Origin of the sequence: Stenotrophomonas sepilia, from assembly GCF_003244875.1 — a bacterium.
GTDB lineage: Bacteria > Pseudomonadota > Gammaproteobacteria > Xanthomonadales > Xanthomonadaceae > Stenotrophomonas > Stenotrophomonas sepilia.
The window spans coordinates 16,764-37,169 of record NZ_LXXZ01000041.1 but is presented as its reverse complement, the minus strand read 5'-3'; the positions used below and the strand labels follow the sequence as shown (position 1 = coordinate 37,169).

The following is a 20,406-nucleotide window of genomic DNA, read 5'->3' as shown; positions in this document are numbered from 1 at the left end:
GGTCAGAGCCCCTGCGGGGATCCGACCCCGGAACCCGCGCCGGAGCAGGTACGTTAGAACCAAAAGGAATAACATTCTGGCCCATGGCGCGGGCGCGCGACCGCCTGCGCTGGTAGGCTGCACGCCCCCTTCCGTCACCCAGCCGGTGAGCCACGCCCGTGATCGAGTTCCAGCGCCTGCACAAATCCTATGCCGTTGCCGGCCGCGAGATCAGCGCGCTGCAACCGTTGGACCTGACCATCGAGGCCGGTGAGGTTTTCGGCATCATCGGCCATTCCGGCGCCGGCAAGTCGACCCTGATCCGCATGATCAACCGCCTGGAAGAACCCAGCGGTGGCCGGCTGCTGATTGGTGGTGAGGATGTCACCGCGCTGGACGCCGACGGCCTGCGCGCGCTGCGCCGGCGCATCGGCATGATCTTCCAGCATTTCAATCTGCTGTCGTCGCGCACGGTGGCGGGCAATGTCGCCTTTCCGCTGGAACTGGCCGGCACGCCGAAGGCGGAAATCGACGCGCGTGTGGCCGAGCTGCTGCAGACCGTGGGCCTGGAAGCGCATGCGCAGAAGTATCCGGCGCAGCTGTCCGGTGGCCAGAAGCAGCGCGTCGGCATCGCCCGCGCGCTGGCGACCCGTCCGCAGATCCTGCTGTGCGACGAGGCCACCAGTGCGCTCGACCCGCAGACCACTGCTTCGGTGCTGTCACTGCTGTCGAAGATCAATCGCGAGCTCGGCCTGACCGTCGTGCTGATCACCCACGAGATGGACGTGATCCGCCGTGTCTGCGACCGCGTTGCGGTGCTCGATGCCGGCCAGATGGTCGAAACCGGTCCGGTCACCCGGGTGTTCCTGCACCCGCAGCATCCGACCACGCGCCGGTTCGTCAGCGAGTCGGAGCATGTGGACGAGGGCGCGCTGCACCGTGATTTCGATGCCGTTGGCGGCCGTATCGTGCGCCTGACCTTCCTCGGTGGCGACACCTACGAACCCCTGCTCGGCAGCGTCGCGCGGCAGACCGGGGTCGACTACAACATCCTGTCCGGCCGTATCGACCGGATCAAGGACACCCCGTATGGCCAGCTGGTGGTCGCCCTGGTGGGCGGCGACCAGTCCGCCGCGCAGGCTGCCTTCGTGGCCGCCGGCGTGCACGTCGAGGAGCTGCGTCGATGATCATTGCTGCTGCTGGCGGCTTCTTCCGTCACCTGGATGCGGGCAAGTGGGCCGACATCGGCCAGGCCACCCTCGACACGCTGCTGATGCTGCTCGGTTCGCTGCCGCTGACGCTGGCCATCGGCCTGCCGCTGGGCGTGCTGCTGTACCTGTTCGGCGCGCCACAGATGAAGCGGAGGCCGTTCGCCTATGGCGCGCTGGCACTGGTGGTGAACCTGCTGCGCTCGGTGCCTTTCATCATCCTGATGATCGTGCTGATTCCGGTCACGTTGTTCCTGATGGGAACCTCGCTGGGCGTGCGCGGCGCGATCGTGCCGCTGGTGATCGGCGCAGCGCCGTTCTATGCGCGCCTGGTCGAGACCGCGCTGCGCGAAGTGGATCGAGGCGTCATCGAGGCGACCCAGGCGATGGGCGCCACCACCTGGCAGCTGGTGACCCGCGTGCTGCTGCCGGAAGCGCGCCCCGGCCTGATCGCCGGTGCCACCGTCACCACCGTGGCCCTGATCGGCTTCACTGCGATGGGCGGTGCGATCGGTTCCGGCGGCCTCGGCGACCTGGCGTTCCGCGATGGCTACCAGCGTTCGCACACCGACGTGGCCCTGGTCACCGTGGTCCTGCTGCTGGTCCTGGTGCAGCTGCTGCAGATGCTCGGCGACCGCCTGGTCGCGCATTACAGCCGCAAGTAACCGCTACGCCTGCCGGTAGCCGGCCAGCGGCCGGCTCTACCCCATTGCCTGGAAACGGTAGTGCCGGCCGCTGGCCGGCAATTCCACGTGCGGTCAACGCGCGTTCGGTACTTCGTAGCCCAGCTTGCCGACCTGCTCCGGGTGCTGCGGCACGCGCTTGAGCTTGTCGGTGTTCACCCCGTACTCGTCACGCAGGCGCTCGGCCAGCTCCTTGTACAGGGCTTTGTCCATGTCCGGCGTGCGCGAGAAGATCCACGCCATCTCACGGCCCGGATAACCGATCAGCGCCCACGAGTAATCCGGGGCGACGTCCAGCACCCGGGAGTGGGTCGGCACCACGCGGTAGAACCAGGTGCGCCAGCCGTGGTTGCCGCTGTCCGGGTCGACGCTGGCGCGTGCGCGGATCTCCTGCAGGGGTTCGCCGAAGCCGTCGCGGTAGCGGTAGGTGATGCCGACCTTGTGCTCGTCGCGCAACTCGTACTCGTTGACGCTGGCGACGTGCCCGCGTTCGATGAAGTTCGGCACGCGGCCGATCACGTACCAGGTGCCCATGAAGCGCTTGAGGTCGATCGGGGCATCCGGATCGGCGCGCGGGGCGCTGGCACGGGGTGATGGCGGCTCACCGACCGCCATGGCGGGGCCCGCCAGGGACAGGGCCAGCAACACGGCGCAGAGCGGGCGGATCGAAGTCATGCGGGAGCGGGCTCAGGAGGGCTTTGCCTGAGCATGGTCGACTGAGCGTGCGCGATCCGTCAATGGTGTCGCAATCTGTGAGAAGGGGCTTGCCCAAGCTGTGTTGCATTGTCTACCGGAGAAGGCTCATGAACACACGTTCCGTCCGTCACCCTGCAACTGAACGCATCATCGAACGCGCCGACCCGCGTCTGCTGCGTGGCGTGCGGCAACTGGCGCTGGCCGGACTGGCGCTGGTACTGGTCTGGCCAGCGGCACGTGGCAGCAGCGCGTGGTTGGGCTGGCTGCCGATGTGGCTGATCGGCATGCCGCTCGCGGCGTGGTGGGCGCTGTTGCGCTTCCCGCTGCCGCGCCTGTCGCGGCTGCCGAAGGTGCGGCGTACCGGTGGACAGGCGCGTCGCCGGCGCGGCCCGGCGGCCACGGCCTGACCTTCGACACGGGGGAGGCCGCGGCATTCCGTGCTAGCGTTCCACGGCTTATGACTGCCTGGAGCTGCAATGTCACGACTCGCTTCCGCCTGCCTGTTGGCCGGCATGATGACCGCTGCCTCGGTGGGGACCGCCGTGGCCGCTGAAGATACCGACCGCTACGCCTGGCTGGAGGACGTTACCGGCGACAAGCCGCTGTCCTGGGTCAAGGAACAGAATGCCAAGTCCGAGGCGCGCCTGGCGCAGACCCCGGCCTTCAAGCAGATGGAGACCCGCATCCGCGAGGTGCTCGATTCCGATGCCAAGATTCCGGGCGTGCAGAAGATCGGCGACTACTACTACAACTTCTGGAAGGACCAGCAGCACGAGCGCGGCCTGTGGCGGCGCACCACCCTGGCCGAGTACCGCAAGGCGTCGCCGCAGTGGGAGACCGTGCTCGACCTGGATGCGCTGAACAAGGCCGAGGGTGAGAACTGGGTCTGGCACGGCGCCGATTGCCTGCGCCCGGATTACAGCCGTTGCCTGATCGCGCTGTCGCGCGGCGGCGCCGACGCCGACGTCACCCGCGAGTTCGACCTGGCCAACAAGACCTGGATCAAGGACGGCTTCTTCCGTCCGGAGTCGAAGGGGGGCCTCAACTGGGTCGACCGCGACACCGTGTTCGTCTACACCGACTTCGGTGCCGGCACGATGACCACGTCCGGCTATCCGCGCGTGGCCAAGCTGTGGAAGCGCGGCACGCCGATGGCCTCGGCCACCGTGGTGTACGAAGGCAAGCCGGAAGACATGTACATCGCGGCGATGCACGATGACACCCCGGGCTTCGAGCGCAACCTGGTCAGCCGTACGCTGGCGTTCTACAACAACGAACTCTACCTGCGTGGCGACGACGGCACGCTGACCAAGATCGACGCGCCGAATTCGGCCGAGAAGGGCCTGCACAAGCAGTGGCTGACCCTGGAGCTGCGCGACCCGTGGACCGTGGGCGGCAAGACCTATGCGTCCGGTTCGCTGCTGGCGATCCAGCTGGACGACTTCCTTGCCGGCAAGCGCGACTTCGAGGTGCTGTTCACCCCGACCGCGACCACCTCGCTGGCCAGCGCCACCTGGACCAAAAGCCACCTGGTGCTGAACGTGCTGGACGACGTCAAGAACCGCCTGTCGGTGCTGACCCCGGGCGCCAATGGCTGGCAGACCAGCCGCTTCGTCGGCGCCCCGGCCTTCGGCACGCTGGGCGTGGCTGCAGTGGACAGCAATGACAGCGACGCGGTGTGGCTGACCGCCACCGATTACCTGACCCCGACCACGCTGGCCCTGGCCGAGATCGGCCAGGCCCCGGAAACGCTGAAGACCATGCCGGCCTTCTTCGACGCCAAGGGCAAGGTGATCGAGCAGCACTTCGCCACCAGCAAGGACGGCACCCGCGTGCCGTACTTCGTGGTGCACGACAGGGCGATGAAGCTCGATGGCTCCAATCCGACGTTGCTGTACGGCTACGGTGGCTTCGAGATCTCGCTGACCCCGAGCTATTCCGGTGGCATGGGCCGCGCCTGGCTGGAGAAGGGCGGCGTGTACGTGGTGGCCAACATCCGTGGCGGCGGCGAGTACGGCCCGCGCTGGCACCAGGCGGCGCTGAAGCAGAACCGCCATAAGGCCTACGAAGACATGGCCGCGGTGGCGCGGGACCTGGTCAAGCGCAAGATCACCAGCGCCAAGCACCTGGGCGTGCAGGGCGGCAGCAACGGTGGCCTGCTGACCGGCAACATGCTGACCCAGTACCCGGAGCTGTTCGGTGCGGTGGTGGTGCAGGTGCCGTTGCTGGACATGAAGCGCTACAGCCACCTGTTGGCGGGTGCCTCATGGATGGCCGAGTATGGCAACCCGGATACCAGTGACTGGGAGTTCATCAAGACCTTCTCGCCGTACCACCTGTTCAACGCGAAGAAGAACTACCCGCCGGTGCTGTTCACGACCTCGACCCGCGACGACCGCGTGCACCCGGGGCATGCCCGCAAGATGGCGGCGAAGATGATCGACGCCGGCAAGGACGTGACCTACTACGAGAACATTGAAGGAGGGCACGGCGGCGCCGCCAACAACGCGCAGGCCGCGCACATGTCGGCGCTGGCGTACAGCTTCCTGTGGGAGCGGTTGGGCGGCAAGTAAGCAGAACGGAAAACGCCGCCCCAGGGCGGCGTTTTTCTTTGCCCGGTGGTGCCGGCCGCTGGCCGGCAAACCTGCAATGCGTGGATGATGCCGTCGCCGGCCAGCGGCCGGCACTACCGTCAACGTGATCCCTGCCAACGCTTCAATCCGCGCGCAATCCGCGCCACCGCCTCCTGCAATCGCGGTACCTCCTGGGTATAGGCCAGGCGCACGTGCTGGTTGGCACGATGGAAGCCGAAATCCAGGCCCGGGGTGAACGCCACGTGCTCGGTTTCCAGGAAATGCGCGCAGAATGCCTGCGCGTCGTCGGTGAATGCACTGACGTCGGCGTACAGGTAGAACGCGCCCTGTGGCTCGACTTCGATACGGAAGCCCAGCTCACGCAGTGCCGGCAGCAGGAAGTCGCGACGCTGGCGGAACGCGTCGCGGCGCTGCTCGAAGATCGCCATGGATTCCTCGCTGAAGCAGGCGAGCGCGGCGTGCTGGGCGATGCTCGAGGCGCTGATGTACAGGTTCTGCGCCAGCTTCTCCAGATCCGGTACTGCGGACGGCGGCGCCACCAGCCAGCCCAGCCGCCACCCGGTCATGCCGAAGTACTTGGAAAAACTGTTCAGTACGAATGCGTTGTCGTCCACCTGCAGCACGCTGGGCGCGTCCAGGCCGTAGGTCAGGCCGTGATAGATCTCGTCCACCACCAGGTGGCCGCCCCGCGCGTGCAGGGTCTGCGACAGTGCAGCCAGTTCGTCGGCGGAGAGCACGGTGCCGGTCGGGTTGGCCGGCGAGGCAACCAGCGCGCCGACGCTGTCGGCATTCCAATGCTGTTCCACCAGGGACGGCGTGAGCTGGTACGCAGTGTCCGGGCCGACCGGCACCAGCTGTGCGCCGCCTTCGACGAGGCGCAGGAAGTGGCGGTTGCAGGGGTAGCCGGGGTCGGCCAGCAGCCAGTGGCGGCCGGGATCGACCAGCAGGCTGCTGGCCAGCAGCAGCGCACCGGACCCACCCGGGGTGACCAGAATGCGTTCAGGATCGATGTCCAGACCGTAGTGGCTGCGATAGAAACCGCTGATCGCCTGGCGCAGGGGCGGCAGGCCACGTGCGGCGGTGTAGCGGGTATGGCCGGCGGCCAGTGCGGCCTGGCCGGCCCGCACGACCGGTTCGGCGGTAGTGAAGTCCGGTTCGCCGATTTCCAGGTGGATCACATCGTGGCCGGCCTGTTCCAGCGCCTGCGCGCGGGCCAGCAGGGACATCACATGGAACGGGGCGATTTCATGGCTGCGCCGGCTGTAGCCCGGCGTGTGGGGCAGGGTACTCATGGATCCATGGTACGCCGGTCGGCATGGCCCATGACGATCCGCAGGGTTGCCGCTTGGCTGCGATTGGGGTCAGATCCCTTTTCGGGAAAAGGGATCTGACCCCGCCGAAGACCATTGCATTGATGCGCCAGGAACCCTACTTCATGAAGTCCACCCTCTGCCTGTTGCTCGCCAGCCTGATGACCACGACTGCTACCGCCGCCACTCCGCCCGTTCCGCCGGACGCCGCCAGGCATCCGCACGTGGTCAAGGCGCCATTCGGCGCGACCCGCAACGATGACTATTACTGGCTGCGCGATGACAAGCGCGCGGACAAGGACATGCTGGCCTACCTGCAGGCCGAGAATGCCTACGCCGACCAACTGCTGGCACCGCTGAAGCCACTGGAAGACACCCTGTACAAGGAGATTGTCGGGCGCATCAAGCAGGACGATTCCAGCGTGCCGGCGCGCGAGCGCGGCTACTGGTACTACAGCCGTTTCGAGACCGGCCAGGACTACCCCATCCACGCGCGCCGCAAGGGCAGCATGGAGGCCGCCGAGGAAATCCTGCTGGACGTCAATACGATGGCTGCCGGCAAGGGCTACTTCAGCGTCGGCTCGATGGAGGTCAGCCAGGACAACCAGTTGCTGGCCTGGGCCGATGATGATGTCGGCCGCCGCCAGTACACGATCCGCTTCAAGGATCTGGCCACCGGCAAGGTGCTGCCCGATGTGATCACCGGCAGCTCCGGCGACCTGGTCTGGGCCGACGACAACCGCACCGTGCTGTATGTCGAGAACGATCCGGAAACGCTGCTCACCGTGCGCGTGAAGAAGCACGTGCTGGGCACTCCAGCCAGCGCCGACACCGTCGTCTACGAAGAGAAGGACGACAGCTTCTACATGGGCATCGGCCGCACCCGCGACGATCGCTTCATCACCATCGGCGTGCACAGCACTGTGTCCTCGGAAGAGCGCTACGCACCGGCCAGCGATCCGACCACCTTCACCGTGCTGGCCCCGCGCCAGCGTGACGTCGAGTACGACGCCGACCACTACGACGGCCGCTGGGTGATCCGCACCAACGACGGTGCGAAGAACTTCAAGCTGGTCACCGCACCGACCGATGCCACCTCGCGTGCGCAGTGGAAGGACTGGATCGCGCATGACGATGCGGTGTTCATCGAAGGCTTCGAGCTGTTCGACAGCTACACCGCCATCGCCGAACGTTCCGAGGGCCTGGAGCGCATCCGCCTGCTGTTCAAGGATGGCCGCAGCGACTACGTGAAGGCTGATGAGCCGGCGTACTCGATGGGCCTGGGCGACAACACCGAGGCCGATACGCCGTGGCTGCGCTACGTCTACACCTCGATGACAACCCCGACCACCGTGTTCGAGCTGAACACCGCCACCGGTGAGCGTCGCCAGCTGAAGGTGCAGCCGGTGATCGGCTATGACGCCTCGAAGTACGAAACCGACCGCGTCTGGATCACCGCGCGCGATGGGGTGAAGGTGCCGGTGTCGCTGGTCTACCGCAAGGGCTACCAGAAGGATGGCAAGGGCGCGCTGTTCCAGTACGCCTATGGCAGCTATGGCATGTCGATGGATCCGTACTTCAACCAGACCGCGGTGAGCCTGCTCGACCGCGGCGTGGTGTATGCCATTGCCCATATCCGTGGCGGCCAGGAAATGGGTCGCGACTGGTACGAGAACGGCAAGCTGCTGCACAAGCAGAACACCTTCAACGACTTCATCGACGTCACCCGCGGCCTGGTCGCACAGGGCTGGGCGGCGAAGGATCGTGTCGCCGCGTCCGGCGGCAGCGCCGGTGGCCTGCTGATGGGCGCGGTGGCCAACCAGGCCCCGCAGGATTACCGGGTGATGGTGGCGCAGGTCCCGTTCGTCGACGTGGTCACCACCATGCTCGACCCGACCATTCCGCTGACGACCAACGAATACGATGAGTGGGGCAACCCGGAGCAGAAGCCGTATTACGACTACATGCTGTCCTACTCGCCCTACGACAACGTGAAGCAGCAGGCGTACCCGGCGCTGTTCGTGGGCACCGGCCTGTGGGATTCGCAGGTGCAGTACTGGGAGCCGGCCAAGTGGGTGGCCAAGCTGCGTGATCACAACACCGGCCCCTACCCGATCCTGTTCCGCACCAACATGGAAGCCGGCCACGGCGGCAAGTCGGGGCGCTTCCAGCGCTACCGCGAGCTGTCCGAGTCGTACGCGTTCGTGCTGCAGCAGCTGGGCATCGCCCAGCCGTAACGGCGAAGGGGTGCCGGGCGTTGCCGGGCACCCCGAACCGTTATCCTTGCGGCCATGAGCCTGCCCGAGCCCCCCGCATCCCGCAATACCGCCACGCCACCGCGCGTGGTGCGTTTCCGCTGGGCGTGGTGGCTGCTGGCCTACGTCAGCCTGGGCACCGGCATCGTCGGCATCTTCGTGCCGGGCCTCCCGACCACCGTATTCATCCTGATCTCGGCGTGGGCTGCATCACGTGGGTCCGAACGTCTGCACACCTGGCTGCTGCAGCACCCGCGCTTCGGCCCGGCCATCGCCAACTGGCAGGCACATGGTGCGGTCAGCCGCTACGGCAAGTGGATGGCCACGATCACCATGGCGGTGTGCGCCTGCATCATGCTGTGGTGCGTGCCGGTCGCCTGGGTGAAGTGGTTCTCGATCGGCAGCATGACCGTGGTGGCGATCTGGCTGTGGACGCGGCCGTTGCCACCGCCCGCGGATTGAGCGCCTGCGGTAGTGCCGGCCGCTGGCCGGCAACCCGATCCCCTGCACGAACCGCTCAGCCGCCAATGGCTATACTCGGGGCATGAAGATCCCCCATCGAAACGCCATCCTGATTCCGCTGGCAGCGGCCTCGCTGCTGCTCCTCGCCGCCTGCGGCAACAAGGGCCCGCTGGTACTGCCGCAGAAGCCGGTGCCGGTGGAAGAAACCGTCGAACCGGCCGCCGAGCCCGCCACCGAGGCGACCCCGGCCGAGGGCCAGGGCGCCGTTGCTCCGGCCACGACCGTCGACCCGGCTGCAACGACCCCCCAGCCGGCACCCGCGCCAGCGAAGAAGGCGGGCAGCGGGAATGAGTAAGGCCGGTTCCAGGGCCTTGCGCTTCAGCAAGATGCATGGCGCGGGCAATGATTTCGTAGTGATCGACCTGCGTGACGGTACTGCGCCGCCCACGCCTGAACTGGCCGCGCGCCTGGCCGACCGCCACACCGGCGTCGGCTGCGATCAGATCCTGACCATCGAGGCGCCGCGTGCGGAAGGCTCGGTGGCCTCGTACCGCATCTGGAACGCCGACGGTTCCAATTCCGAGCAGTGCGGCAATGGCGCGCGCTGCATCGCGGCCTGGCTGGTGCGCGAGGGCAGTGCGCAGGGCGATGCGTTCGTCATCGACAGCCCGCTGGCCAGCCATGAAGTGAAGGTGCTCGGTGATGGGCAATTCGCGGTAACCATGGGCGTGCCCGCGTTCGAGCCGGCCAACGTGCCGCTGATGGGCTTCGCCCATCCGCGCGAGGAATACCTGCTGCCGCTGCAGGGGGAGAGCGTCCGCTTTGCTGCGGTGTCGATGGGCAACCCGCATGCGGTGATCGAAGTGGGCCTGATCGATGCCGCTCCGGTTGAACGCGTCGGTGCGCTGCTGCAGCAGCACGCGTCGTTCCCGCGCTCGGTGAACGTGGGCTTCGCCCAGGTGATGGGCCCGGCGCACGCCCGCCTGCGCGTGTTCGAGCGCGGTGTCGGCGAGACCCTGGCCTGCGGCAGTGGTGCCTGCGCCGCCGCCGTGACCCTGATGCAGCGCGGCCGCCTGCAGCGCGATGCGCGCATCAGCCTGCCCGGAGGTGACCTGCGCATCCAGTGGCCGGGCGATGGCCAGCCGGTGGTGATGGCGGGCCCGACCGCATTCGTCTTCGAAGGGGAGTGGATGGCATGACCGAAACCGTCGACAAGCTCGGGGCCCATGAAGTCGCTGCCTGGTTGCGGCGACATCCCGGCTTCCTCAAGCAGTTCCCGGACCTGGCCCTGACCCTGGTGGTGCCGCGCGATGACGGCCCGACCGCATCACTGGCCAGCTACCAGCTGGAAGTGCTGCGCGAGAAGAACCGCGAGCTGGCACGACGGTTGGCCGACCTGGGCGCCACCGCCCAGGTCAATGAACGCCTGGCAGTGCGCACGCACCAGCTGACCCTGGCACTGATGAAGCAGGACAACGCGGCCGATACCCTGCGCGCGATGGCCGCATCGCTGCAGGAAGACTTCGCCGGCGACCTGGTGCGGCTGGTGGTGCATGCGCCGGTGGCCGGGCTGGAACAGGCCGACTGGCTGCAGGTGATTGCTGCCGATGATCCGCAACTGGGCCCGTTCCGCGATTGCCTGAACGACGGCGAGCCGATCTGCGGCCGCCTGCAGCCGGAAAAGAATGCCGTCCTGTACGGCGTGCGCAGCGAGGAAGTGCAGACCACCGCGCTGCTGCCGTTGCCGGGCGTCGGCCTGATCGCAGTCGGCAGCCACGACCCGAACCGCTTCTACCCGGGCATGGGCACGCTGTTCCTGCGCATGATGGGCGACGCCCTGGCCACTGGCCTGAAGCGCTTCCACGACTGAGCAGGACCGGACGACGATGAGCGCGGTACAGGCCTTCCTGCAGCACCTGCAGGTGGAGCGGCGGATGTCGGCGCATACGCTTGACGCCTACCGCCGCGACCTGGACGCGCTAGCGGTCTGGGCCGAACCGCGTGGCGTAGCGGTGGAGGCGCTCGATGCCGATGCGTTGCGCCAGTTCGTCGCCGACGAGCATCGCCGCGGCCTGTCGGCCAAGAGCCTGCAACGCCGCCTGTCGGCCTGCCGCAGCTTCTATGCCTGGCTGCTCAAGCACGGGCGCATCGAGGTCAGTCCGGCAGCGACGCTGAAGGCACCGCGCGCGCCGCGCCGGTTGCCGCAGGTCCTTGACGCCGATGAGGCGGTGCAGCTGGTCGAACTGGAGCCGGAAGGTGAGCTCGGCCGCCGTGACCGCGCGCTGCTGGAACTGTTCTATTCCTCCGGCCTGCGCCTGAGCGAAGTCTGCGCGCTGACCTGGCGCGACCTGGATTTCGACAGCGGGCTGGTCAACGTGCTGGGCAAGGGCAACCGCCAGCGCCGGGTGCCGTTCGGGCGGCCGGCACGCGAAGCGCTGCAGGCGTGGCGCGCGGAAAGTGGCGGTGGTCCGGCATCGCCGGTGTTCCCCGGTCGCAACGGGCCAATCAGCCAGCGTGCGGTGCAGATCCGCATCCGCCAGCTGGCGCAGCGCCAGGGCCTGTTCAAGCAGGTGCACCCGCACATGCTGCGGCATAGTTTCGCCAGCCACATCCTGGAATCGTCCGGCGACCTGCGTGGTGTGCAGGAGCTGCTGGGCCATGCCGACATCGCCACCACGCAGATCTATACCCACCTCGATTTCCAGCACCTGGCCAAGGTCTACGACGCCGCGCATCCGCGCGCCAAGCGGCGACGCAGCAACGAGGGCAGCGGAGAAAGCTGAACGTTGCCCCTGCGTCAGCCGGTCGCGGGTGGCTTGAAGGGCGCAGCGCAGTCCCCACCTCTGGTTCTGTCACCCCGGAGGCATCATGGACCCCAGTCAGAACCCCAACGTTTTCCACGCCACCACCATCGTCTGCGTCCGTCGCGGCGAGCACGTGGCCATTGCCGGCGACGGCCAGGTCACGCTGGGCCACACCGTGATGAAGGGCAACGCGCGCAAGGTGCGCCGCCTTGGCCGCGACGGCCAGGTGCTGGCCGGTTTCGCCGGTGCCGCCGCCGATGCCTTCACCCTGTTCGAGCTGTTCGAAGCCAAGCTGGAAAAGCACGGCCAGCTGCAGCGCGCCGCGGTCGAGCTGGCCAAGGATTGGCGCACCGAGCGCCGCCTGGGCAAGCTCGAAGCCCTGCTGGCAGTGGCTGACAAGGAAACCTCGCTGATCATCAGCGGCACCGGCGATGTGATCGAACCGGAGGACGGCATCATCGCCATCGGCTCCGGTGGTTCCTATGCACTGTCGGCCGCGCGCGCGTTGATGGCGCACACCGAACTGGATGCACGCACCATCGCCAGCGAGGCGATCGGCATCGCCGGCGACATCTGCATCTACACCAACCGCAACGTGGTGGTCGAGGAGTTGTGACCGCTCTTCTGTAGTGCCGAGCCATGCTCGGCAGGGCTGCCCGTCAGCCGAGCATGGCTCGGCTCTACATGCATCTGAATCCGTGAGCACATCCATGTCGAAGATCGAAGTTTCCTCCGCCACCATGACCCCGCGCGAGATCGTGCAGGAACTGGACCGGCATATCGTGGGCCAGCACGACGCCAAGCGCGCGGTGGCCATTGCCCTGCGCAACCGCTGGCGCCGCATGCAGCTGGCGCCGGAGCTTCGCAATGAAGTGATGCCGAAGAACATCCTGATGATCGGCCCGACCGGTGTCGGCAAGACCGAGATCGCGCGCCGCCTGGCCACGCTGGCCAACGCACCGTTCGTGAAGGTCGAAGCCACGCGCTTCACCGAAGTGGGCTACGTCGGCAAGGACGTCGAGCAGATCATCCGTGACCTTGCTGATACCGCGGTCAAGCTGTACCGCGAACAGGCCAAGGTGCGCGTGCGTACCCAGGCCGAAGAACGCGCCGAAGACCGTATCCTCGATGCGCTGCTGCCGCGTCGTAGCGGCGGCATCGGTTTCGATCCTGAAGTCGCCCGCAACGAACCGTCAGCGCAGGACAACGAGACCCGCATCAAGTTCCGCAAGATGCTGCGCAACGGTGAGCTGGACGCGCGTGAGATCGAGCTCGACCTGGCCGCCAATGTCAGCATGGACATCATGACCCCGCCGGGCATGGAGGAAATGGGCCAGCAGCTGAAGTCGATGTTCGCCAATCTCGGCGGCGGCGCGAAGGCGCACAAGCGCACGCTGACCATCAAGGCTGCGCGCCCGCTGCTGATCGAGGAAGAAGCCGGCAAGCTGGTCAACGAAGACGATATCCGCACCGCGGCGATCGAGGCCTGCGAGCAGCACGGCATCGTCTTCATCGACGAGATCGACAAGGTTGCCAAGCGCGGCGACAACGTGGGCGGTGGCGATGTCTCCCGCGAAGGCGTGCAGCGCGACCTGCTGCCGCTGGTGGAAGGCTCGAACGTGTCCACCAAGTACGGCACGATCAAGACCGACCATATCCTGTTCATTGCGTCGGGCGCGTTCCACCTGGCCAAGCCCAGCGACCTCATTCCGGAGCTGCAGGGCCGTTTCCCGATCCGCGTGGAACTGGGTGCGCTGAGCAAGGGTGATTTCGTGCGTATCCTGACCGAGCCGAAGGCTGCGCTGACCAAGCAGTACGAAGCGTTGCTGGCCACCGAGGGCGTCAAGGTCAGTTTCACCGCCGATGCCATCGAGCGCCTGGCCGAGATCGCGTTCCAGGTGAACGAGCGCCAGGAAAACATCGGCGCGCGCCGCCTGCATACGGTGCTGGAGCGCCTGCTGGATTCGCTCAGCTACGAGGCACCGGACCGCGATGGCGAAACCCTGGCCATCGACAGCGCCTACGTCGATGCACACCTGGGTGAGCTGGTGCAGGACCCGGACCTGAGCCGCTACATCCTGTAACGCCCGATCCGGCCGGATCCCTCGCCACGGCGAGGGCCCTGACTCCATCCGCTGCAACAGAAAAGGCCGCCGCAGGGCGGCCTTTTGCGTTGGCGCTCAGCACGATTGCCGGGCGCGGTAGTCCTGCAGTACCTGGTCGATCACCGCGCTGGTGCGGGCAGCACTGATGCCGGTCGAGGGCGAACGGCCGCTGCCGCGCAGCTCGTCCACCAGATGCGCGATCAACGGTTGCTGGATCGACGACGGGTTGGGGATGTCGAACGTCTGCACACCGGCTTCGGTCTCCAGCACCACCGGTACATCCTCGAAGGTGGCAAAACGCAGCTGGCCGCGGTCGCCGGTGATCTCGATCTCATCCTGGCGGCGGAACGCGCAGAAGCTCCATTGCGCGATGCCATGCACGCCTGGCCCGATGCGGAAGCACATCGAGACGCTGTCCTCGGCGGCGTAAGCGCCGGCCAATGAACTGGCCAGGCCGCGCACATCGCTCAGCGGCCCCAGTAGATGATCGAGCAGGTCCAGGGTGTGCGAGCCCAGATCGACGAACAGCCCGCCGCCGGAGATCGCGGGATTGGTCCGCCAGAAGTCCGGCGATGCGGCATTCACCGAATGCGGCCGATGCAGGGTGGCGCGAACGCTGCGCGGTGTACCGATCGCGCCGCTGTCCAGCAGCTGCTTCACCTGCGCGAATCGGGGCAGGGCGCGGCGGTAGTAGGCGACGAACACGGGCACGCCACGGCGTGCACTGGCTTCCAGGATGCGCTCGCATTCGGCGAGGTCCAGGGCCATGGGTTTCTCGATATAGACCGGCTTGCCCGCCGCAATCGCCTGCAATGCGTACTGCATGTGCGTGGAGGGCGGTGTTGCAACGTATACAGCGTTCACGTCCGGATCGCCGATCAGCGCGTCGGCATCCGTGTACCAGCGTGGCACCGCGTGGCGCCGCGCATAGTCTTCGGCCAATGCGGCATTGCGGCGCATGACCGCCGCCACCCGTGAGCCGGGTGTGCTGGCCAGGGCGGGGCCGCTCTTCTTCTCGGTGACGCTGCCGCAGCCGATGAAGCCCCACACCACGTTGTCCAGGATCATGGGTCTGTCCTCACAGTGGGGCTGCGGTGGCGGCAGCGACCCCGCTCATGCCTCGGGCAGCGGCTCGGGCACGGTGCCGGGAACGAACACGCCGTCCTTCACGTAGGCGGCCAGGGTCATGTCCAGTGCGAGCATGCCATCGCGCTTGAGGTCCATCAGTTCCGGTTCGACCATCGCACCGTGCAGTACGCCCAGCACGGTGGCATGCAGCATGCGTGCGGCGATCTTCGGGTCTGCACCCTCGCGCAGCTGGCCCAGGTCCTTTGCCCGGCGCAGGGCACGTTCCATCCGGTCCAGTCCATCGCGGAAACCGGCCTGCTGCAGTTCGGTCAGCACCCGGGTATCAGCCGACGCATCGCTGCGCAGCATGATCTCCATGGTCTTGCGCAGGCGCTCGTCCTCGGACAGTTCGATGAACGAGTGGATCATCACCGCGCGCAGGTCGTGCACCGGCGTGTCGCGCTGGTCGGTCGAGGTGCGCTCCAGCTCCTGCATGAAAGGCAGATGCACGCGCTCGACGATCGCGGCCAGCACCTCGCTCTTGTTCTTGAAGTGCCAGTAGACCGCACCGCGGGTATAGCCGGCGCGGGCACCGATCATCTCCAGCGTGGTACGGGCCACGCCGTGTTCATGGAAGCAGGCTTCGGCGGCGTCAAGGATGCCTTCCCGGGTTGCCTGGGTGTCCTCTTTGGTCTTGCGGGCCATGGATGGGTACGAGTGCGGGTGAAACGTGGCTGAATTGTACCGGTTTACAAACAAACAATCATGTATGTATATTTCGCTCCCATCATTCCCGTCGTGTGCGTGGCAGGCCGGTCCGGCTTCCACTCCCCGCTGGTGAGCGTTGCCTGCTGGCGCTTTCGGCCTGTATCAGCGCGATTTGAGATTCCTTCCCCTAAGAGCCTTTCTGTCATGTTGCTGAGCCGAATCCGACCCTTTGCGCTGTCGCTGGCGATCGCCGCGACCGTGGCTGCCTGCGGCGGCCAACCCCAGGCCCCCGAGCAGGGCCCGGGTGACGTCACTGTGGTCACGCTGAAGTCCGAGACCGTGGGCCTGACCCGCGAACTGCCGGGCCGTACCAACGCCTTCCTGGTCGCCGAAGTGCGGCCGCAGGTCAGTGGCATCGTCGCCAAGCGCCTGTTCTCCGAAGGTGGCATGGTCAAGGCCGGCGAGGCGCTGTACCAGATCGAGGACGCCAGCTACCGCGCCCAGGCCAACAGTGCCCGTGCCCAGCTGGCCCGCGCCGAGGCCACCGCCAACGCCGCCCGGCTGAGCGCCAAGCGCATCACCGAGCTGGCCAAGGTCGATGCGGTCAGCCAGCAGGACCTGGAAAATGCCGTGGCCGCGCAGAAGCAGGCCGAGGCGGATGTCGGTGCCGCGAAGGCATCGCTGGACGCAGCCAACGTCACCCTGGGCTACGCCCGCATCACCGCGCCGATCAGCGGCCGCATCGGCAAGTCCAGCGTCACCCAGGGTGCGCTGGTCAGCGCCGGCCAGGCCAATGCACTGGCTACGGTGCAGCAGCTGGATCCGATCTATGTCGACCTGACCCAGTCCTCGGCCGAGCTGCTGCAGCTGCGCCGCGAACTGGCCGCCGGCCGCCTGCAGGACAACCAGACCCTGCCGGTCAGCATCCTGATGGAAGACGGCAGCACCTTCGAGCACAAGGGCACGCTGGAGTTCTCCGAAGTCAGCGTCGATCCGACCACCGGCAGCTTCGGCCTGCGCGTGAAGGTGGACAACCCGGACGGCCTGCTGATGCCGGGCATGTACGTGCGTGCGGTGATCGGCGGCGGCGTGCGCAGTGATGCCGTGCTGGTGCCGATGCAGGGCATCGCCCGCGATCCGAAGGGTGATACCACGGCGATGGTGGTCGGCAAGGACAACAAGGTCGAAGTACGCCCGGTCAAGGTCAGCCGCACGGTTGGCGACAAGTGGCTGGTCGAGGACGGCCTGAAGGCCGGTGACAAGGTCATCGTGGAAGGCCTGCAGAAGATCGGCCCCGGCATGCCGGTCAAGGCCACCGAAAAGGGCGACGTACCGGCCAAGCCGGCGGCCGCCGCCCAGCCTGCCGCCCCGGCCGGCGACGCGAAGTAAGCGGAGAACCCCATGGCACGCTTTTTCATCGATCGACCCATCTTCGCGTGGGTGATCGCCATCATCATCATGCTCGCCGGCGGCCTGGCCCTGTTCAAGCTGCCGGTCTCGATGTACCCCAACGTCGCGCCGCCGGCGGTGGAAATCAGCGCCACCTACCCGGGTGCATCGGCCAAGGTGGTCGAAGACTCGGTGACGCAGATCATCGAGCAGAACATGAAGGGCCTTGATGGCCTGATCTACTTCTCCTCCAACAGCTCGTCCAACGGCCAGGCCACCATCACCCTGACCTTCGAGAGCGGCACCAACCCGGACATCGCCCAGGTGCAGGTGCAGAACAAGCTGCAGCTGGCCATGCCGCTGCTGCCGCAGGAAGTGCAGCGGCAGGGCATCAACGTGGCCAAGTCCAGCTCGGGCTTCCTGAACGTCATCGCGTTCGTGTCCGAGAACGGCAGCATGGACGCCAACGACATCGCCGACTACGTCGGTTCCAATGTCGTCGACCGCCTCAGCCGCGTGCCGGGCGTGGGCAACATCCAGGTATTCGGTGGCAAGTACGCCATGCGCATCTGGCTGGACCCGAACAAGCTGCATACCTATGGCCTGTCCGTCGCGGAAGTGACTGCGGCGATCAAGGCGCAGAATGCCCAGGTGGCGATCGGCCAGCTCGGCGGTGCGCCGTCGGTGAAGGGCCAGCAGCTCAACGCCACCATCAACGCGCAGTCGCGCCTGCAGACCCCGGAACAGTTCCGCAACATCATCGTGCGCGGCGCGCAGGACGGTGCCGAGCTGCGCCTGGGTGATGTCGCCCGCGTCGAACTGGGTGCCGAGTCCTACGACTTCGTCACCCGCTACAACGGCCAGCCGGCCAGCGGCCTGGCGGTCACCCTGGCCACCGGCGCCAATGCGCTGGATACCGCTGCCGGCGTGGATGCTGCGCTGGACGACATGAAGAGCTTCTTCCCGGCCGGATTGAAGGCCGAGATCCCGTACGACACCACCCCCTTCGTGCGCGTGTCGATCAAGGGCGTGGTGCAGACCCTGCTCGAAGCGATCGTGCTGGTGTTCGTGGTGATGTACCTGTTCCTGCAGAACTTCCGCGCCACCCTGATCCCGACCATCGCCGTGCCGGTGGTGCTGCTGGGTACCTTCGGCGTGCTGGCGATGCTGGGCTTTTCGGTGAACATGCTGACCATGTTCGCGATGGTGCTGGCGATCGGCCTGCTGGTGGACGACGCCATCGTGGTGGTGGAGAACGTCGAGCGCATCATGTCCGAGGAAGGACTGTCGCCGCTTGAAGCGACCCGCAAGTCGATGGGCCAGATCACCGGTGCGCTGGTGGGTATCGGCCTGGTGCTGTCGGCGGTGTTCGTGCCGATGGCCTTCATGAGCGGATCCACCGGCGTGATCTACCGGCAGTTCTCGGCCACGATTGTCTCTGCAATGGCGTTGTCGGTACTGGTGGCGATCGTGCTGACGCCGGCACTGTGCGCGACCATGCTCAAGCCGTTGAAGAAGGGCGAGCATCATGTTGCCCACCGCGGCCTGGCCGGTCGCTTCTTCAACGGTTTCAACCGCGGCTTCGACCGCACCAGCGAAAGTTACCAGCGTGGTGTGCGCGGCATCATCCATCGTCCGTGGCGCTTCATGGGCATCGTGGCGGCACTGTTCGTGCTGATGGGCGTGCTGTTCGTGCGCCTGCCCAGCTCGTTCCTGCCCAACGAAGACCAGGGCGTGCTGATGGCGCTGGTGCAGGCCCCGGTCGGCGCCACCCAGGAGCGCACGCTGGAATCGATCGCGGCATTGGAGAACCACTTCCTGCAGAACGAGAAGGATGCGGTGGATTCGGTGTTCTCCGTGCAGGGCTTCAGCTTCGCCGGCATGGGCCAGAACGCCGGCATGGCGTTCGTCAAGCTGAAGGACTGGAGCGAGCGTGACGCCAACAATGGCGTGATGCCGATCACCGGTCGTGCGATGGCAGCCCTGGGCCAGATCAAGGATGCCTTCATCTTCGCCTTCCCGCCGCCGGCCATTCCGGAACTGGGTACCGCCTCGGGCTATACCTTCTTCCTGAAGGACAACAGCGGCCAGGGCCACGAGGCACTGGTGGCCGCACGCAACCAGCTGCTCGGCCTGGCCGCCGGCAGCAAGAAGCTGGCCAACGTGCGCCCGAACGGCCAGGAGGACACGCCGCAGTTCCGCATCGACATCGACGCGGCCAAGGCGACCTCGCTGGGGCTGTCGATCGACCAGATCAACGGCACGCTGGCCGCTGCGTGGGGCAGCTCGTACATCGACGACTTCGTCGATCGTGGCCGCGTCAAGCGCGTGTTCGTGCAGGCCGACCAGCCGTTCCGCATGGTCCCGGAGGACTTCGACCTCTGGTCCGTGAAGAACGACAAGGGCGAGATGGTGCCGTTCAGCGCGTTCGCCACCAAGCACTGGGATTACGGTTCGCCGCGCCTGGAGCGCTACAACGGTGTGTCGGCGATGGAGATCCAGGGCGAACCGGCCCCGGGTGTTGCCTCCGGCGATGCCATGGCCGAGATCGAGCAACTGGCCAAGCAGCTGCCTGCGGGCTTCGGCATCGAGTGGACGGCGATGTCCTACCAGGAACGCCAGGCGGGCTCGCAGACGCCGTTGCTGTACACGCTGTCGCTGATGATCGTGTTCCTGTGCCTGGCCGCGATGTACGAAAGCTGGAGCGTGCCGACGGCGGTGCTGCTGGCGGCCCCGCTGGGTATCCTCGGCGCAGTGCTGGCCAATACCTTCAAGGGCCTGGAGCGCGACATCTATTTCCAGGTGGCGATGCTGACCACGGTGGGCCTGACCAGCAAGAACGCGATCCTGATCGTCGAGTTCGCCAAGGAAAACCTGGAGAAGGGCGCCAGCCTGGTCGACGCGATCATGCACGCCGTGCGCGACCGCCTGCGCCCGATCGTGATGACCTCGCTGGCCTTCGGCATGGGCGTGGTACCGCTGGCGATCTCCACCGGTGCCGGCTCCGGCGCCAAGCAGGCGATCGGCACCGGCGTGCTCGGCGGCATGATCGTTGGCACCGTGCTCGGCGTGTTCTTCGTACCGCTGTTCTTCGTGGTGGTGCAGCGCGTGTTCAAGCGCAAATCCACGACGTGATCGAAACGGC

The 20,406-nt window shown here is 66.7% G+C and carries 18 protein-coding genes; 14 read left to right on the top strand and 4 right to left on the bottom strand.

Annotation, left to right across the window (positions count from 1 at the left end; genetic code table 11):
* Positions 1 to 158 precede the first annotated feature (158 nt).
* Positions 159 to 1,166 carry a methionine ABC transporter ATP-binding protein gene (locus A7X97_RS08140; RefSeq protein WP_072167209.1) on the top strand — a complete coding sequence of 336 codons (1,008 nt, stop codon included), beginning with the start codon at positions 159 to 161 and terminating at the stop codon, positions 1,164 to 1,166.
* Positions 1,163 to 1,852, top strand: a complete 690-nt coding sequence (locus A7X97_RS08135; RefSeq protein ID WP_065196496.1) for a methionine ABC transporter permease — start codon at positions 1,163 to 1,165, stop codon at positions 1,850 to 1,852. The genes A7X97_RS08140 and A7X97_RS08135 overlap by 4 nt, the downstream gene beginning before the upstream one ends.
* A 93-nt stretch (positions 1,853 to 1,945) precedes the next feature.
* Here A7X97_RS08135 and A7X97_RS08130 read toward each other — a convergent pair whose 3' ends face one another.
* On the bottom strand, positions 1,946 to 2,545 hold the full coding sequence (locus A7X97_RS08130) for a lipocalin family protein (RefSeq protein ID WP_049438993.1): 600 nt from the start codon (positions 2,543 to 2,545) through the stop codon (positions 1,946 to 1,948).
* Between the two features lie 128 nt (positions 2,546 to 2,673).
* On the opposite strand from A7X97_RS08130, the gene A7X97_RS08125 reads away from it, so the two are divergent.
* Both A7X97_RS08125 and A7X97_RS08120 read left to right on the top strand, forming a co-directional pair.
* Positions 2,674 to 2,973 carry a hypothetical protein gene (locus tag A7X97_RS08125; RefSeq protein WP_072167208.1) on the top strand — a complete coding sequence of 100 codons (300 nt, stop codon included), beginning with the start codon at positions 2,674 to 2,676 and terminating at the stop codon, positions 2,971 to 2,973.
* A 69-nt stretch (positions 2,974 to 3,042) separates the two neighbouring features.
* Entirely contained in the window at positions 3,043 to 5,139 is a 2,097-nt protein-coding gene (locus tag A7X97_RS08120) for a prolyl oligopeptidase family serine peptidase (RefSeq protein WP_072167207.1), read from the top strand.
* A 119-nt stretch (positions 5,140 to 5,258) separates the two neighbouring features.
* Here A7X97_RS08120 and A7X97_RS08115 read toward each other — a convergent pair whose 3' ends face one another.
* Positions 5,259 to 6,452, bottom strand: a complete 1,194-nt coding sequence (locus A7X97_RS08115) for a pyridoxal phosphate-dependent aminotransferase (protein ID WP_111007810.1) — start codon at positions 6,450 to 6,452, stop codon at positions 5,259 to 5,261.
* 143 nt (positions 6,453 to 6,595) lie between these two features.
* Between A7X97_RS08115 and A7X97_RS08110 the strand changes: the two genes are divergently transcribed.
* The 8 genes from A7X97_RS08110 (at position 6,596) to hslU (ending at position 14,075) form a co-directional block, all read left to right on the top strand.
* Positions 6,596 to 8,707, top strand: coding sequence for a S9 family peptidase (locus A7X97_RS08110; protein WP_072167300.1), 2,112 nt, complete (start codon positions 6,596 to 6,598; stop codon positions 8,705 to 8,707).
* Positions 8,708 to 8,761: 54 nt separating this feature from the next.
* A complete protein-coding gene (locus A7X97_RS08105) occupies positions 8,762 to 9,187 on the top strand; it encodes a YbaN family protein (RefSeq protein ID WP_111007809.1) in 426 nt (141 codons plus the stop codon).
* An 82-nt stretch (positions 9,188 to 9,269) separates the two neighbouring features.
* Positions 9,270 to 9,542, top strand: a complete 273-nt coding sequence (gene lptM / locus A7X97_RS08100) for an LPS translocon maturation chaperone LptM (RefSeq protein WP_072167204.1) — start codon at positions 9,270 to 9,272, stop codon at positions 9,540 to 9,542.
* Positions 9,535 to 10,386: a diaminopimelate epimerase gene (gene dapF, locus A7X97_RS08095; protein WP_088496538.1), complete on the top strand. Its 852-nt coding sequence runs from the start codon at positions 9,535 to 9,537 to the stop codon at positions 10,384 to 10,386. Before lptM ends, dapF begins: the two co-directional genes overlap by 8 nt.
* On the top strand, positions 10,383 to 11,057 hold the full coding sequence (locus A7X97_RS08090; protein ID WP_005419445.1) for a DUF484 family protein: 675 nt from the start codon (positions 10,383 to 10,385) through the stop codon (positions 11,055 to 11,057). The genes dapF and A7X97_RS08090 overlap by 4 nt, the downstream gene beginning before the upstream one ends.
* A gap of 16 nt (positions 11,058 to 11,073) precedes the next feature.
* Positions 11,074 to 11,970, top strand: coding sequence for a tyrosine recombinase XerC (gene xerC, locus A7X97_RS08085; RefSeq protein WP_072167202.1), 897 nt, complete (start codon positions 11,074 to 11,076; stop codon positions 11,968 to 11,970).
* Between the two features lie 85 nt (positions 11,971 to 12,055).
* Positions 12,056 to 12,607, top strand: a complete 552-nt coding sequence (gene hslV, locus A7X97_RS08080) for an ATP-dependent protease subunit HslV (RefSeq protein ID WP_005411093.1) — start codon at positions 12,056 to 12,058, stop codon at positions 12,605 to 12,607.
* A gap of 94 nt (positions 12,608 to 12,701) precedes the next feature.
* On the top strand, positions 12,702 to 14,075 hold the full coding sequence (gene hslU / locus A7X97_RS08075; RefSeq protein ID WP_088496537.1) for an ATP-dependent protease ATPase subunit HslU: 1,374 nt from the start codon (positions 12,702 to 12,704) through the stop codon (positions 14,073 to 14,075).
* Positions 14,076 to 14,171: 96 nt separating this feature from the next.
* Here the strand turns inward: hslU and A7X97_RS08070 are convergent, their stop codons facing one another.
* Both A7X97_RS08070 and smeT read right to left on the bottom strand, forming a co-directional pair.
* Positions 14,172 to 15,164, bottom strand: coding sequence for a Gfo/Idh/MocA family protein (locus A7X97_RS08070; protein WP_072167200.1), 993 nt, complete (start codon positions 15,162 to 15,164; stop codon positions 14,172 to 14,174).
* Between the two features lie 45 nt (positions 15,165 to 15,209).
* Positions 15,210 to 15,869 carry an efflux transporter SmeDEF transcriptional repressor SmeT gene (smeT, locus tag A7X97_RS08065; protein ID WP_088496536.1) on the bottom strand — a complete coding sequence of 220 codons (660 nt, stop codon included), beginning with the start codon at positions 15,867 to 15,869 and terminating at the stop codon, positions 15,210 to 15,212.
* A gap of 207 nt (positions 15,870 to 16,076) precedes the next feature.
* On the opposite strand from smeT, the gene smeD reads away from it, so the two are divergent.
* Both smeD and smeE read left to right on the top strand, forming a co-directional pair.
* Positions 16,077 to 17,261, top strand: coding sequence for a multidrug efflux RND transporter periplasmic adaptor subunit SmeD (smeD, locus tag A7X97_RS08060; RefSeq protein ID WP_072167198.1), 1,185 nt, complete (start codon positions 16,077 to 16,079; stop codon positions 17,259 to 17,261).
* A gap of 12 nt (positions 17,262 to 17,273) precedes the next feature.
* Positions 17,274 to 20,396: a multidrug efflux RND transporter permease subunit SmeE gene (gene smeE / locus A7X97_RS08055; protein ID WP_072167197.1), complete on the top strand. Its 3,123-nt coding sequence runs from the start codon at positions 17,274 to 17,276 to the stop codon at positions 20,394 to 20,396.
* Positions 20,397 to 20,406 lie beyond the last annotated feature (10 nt).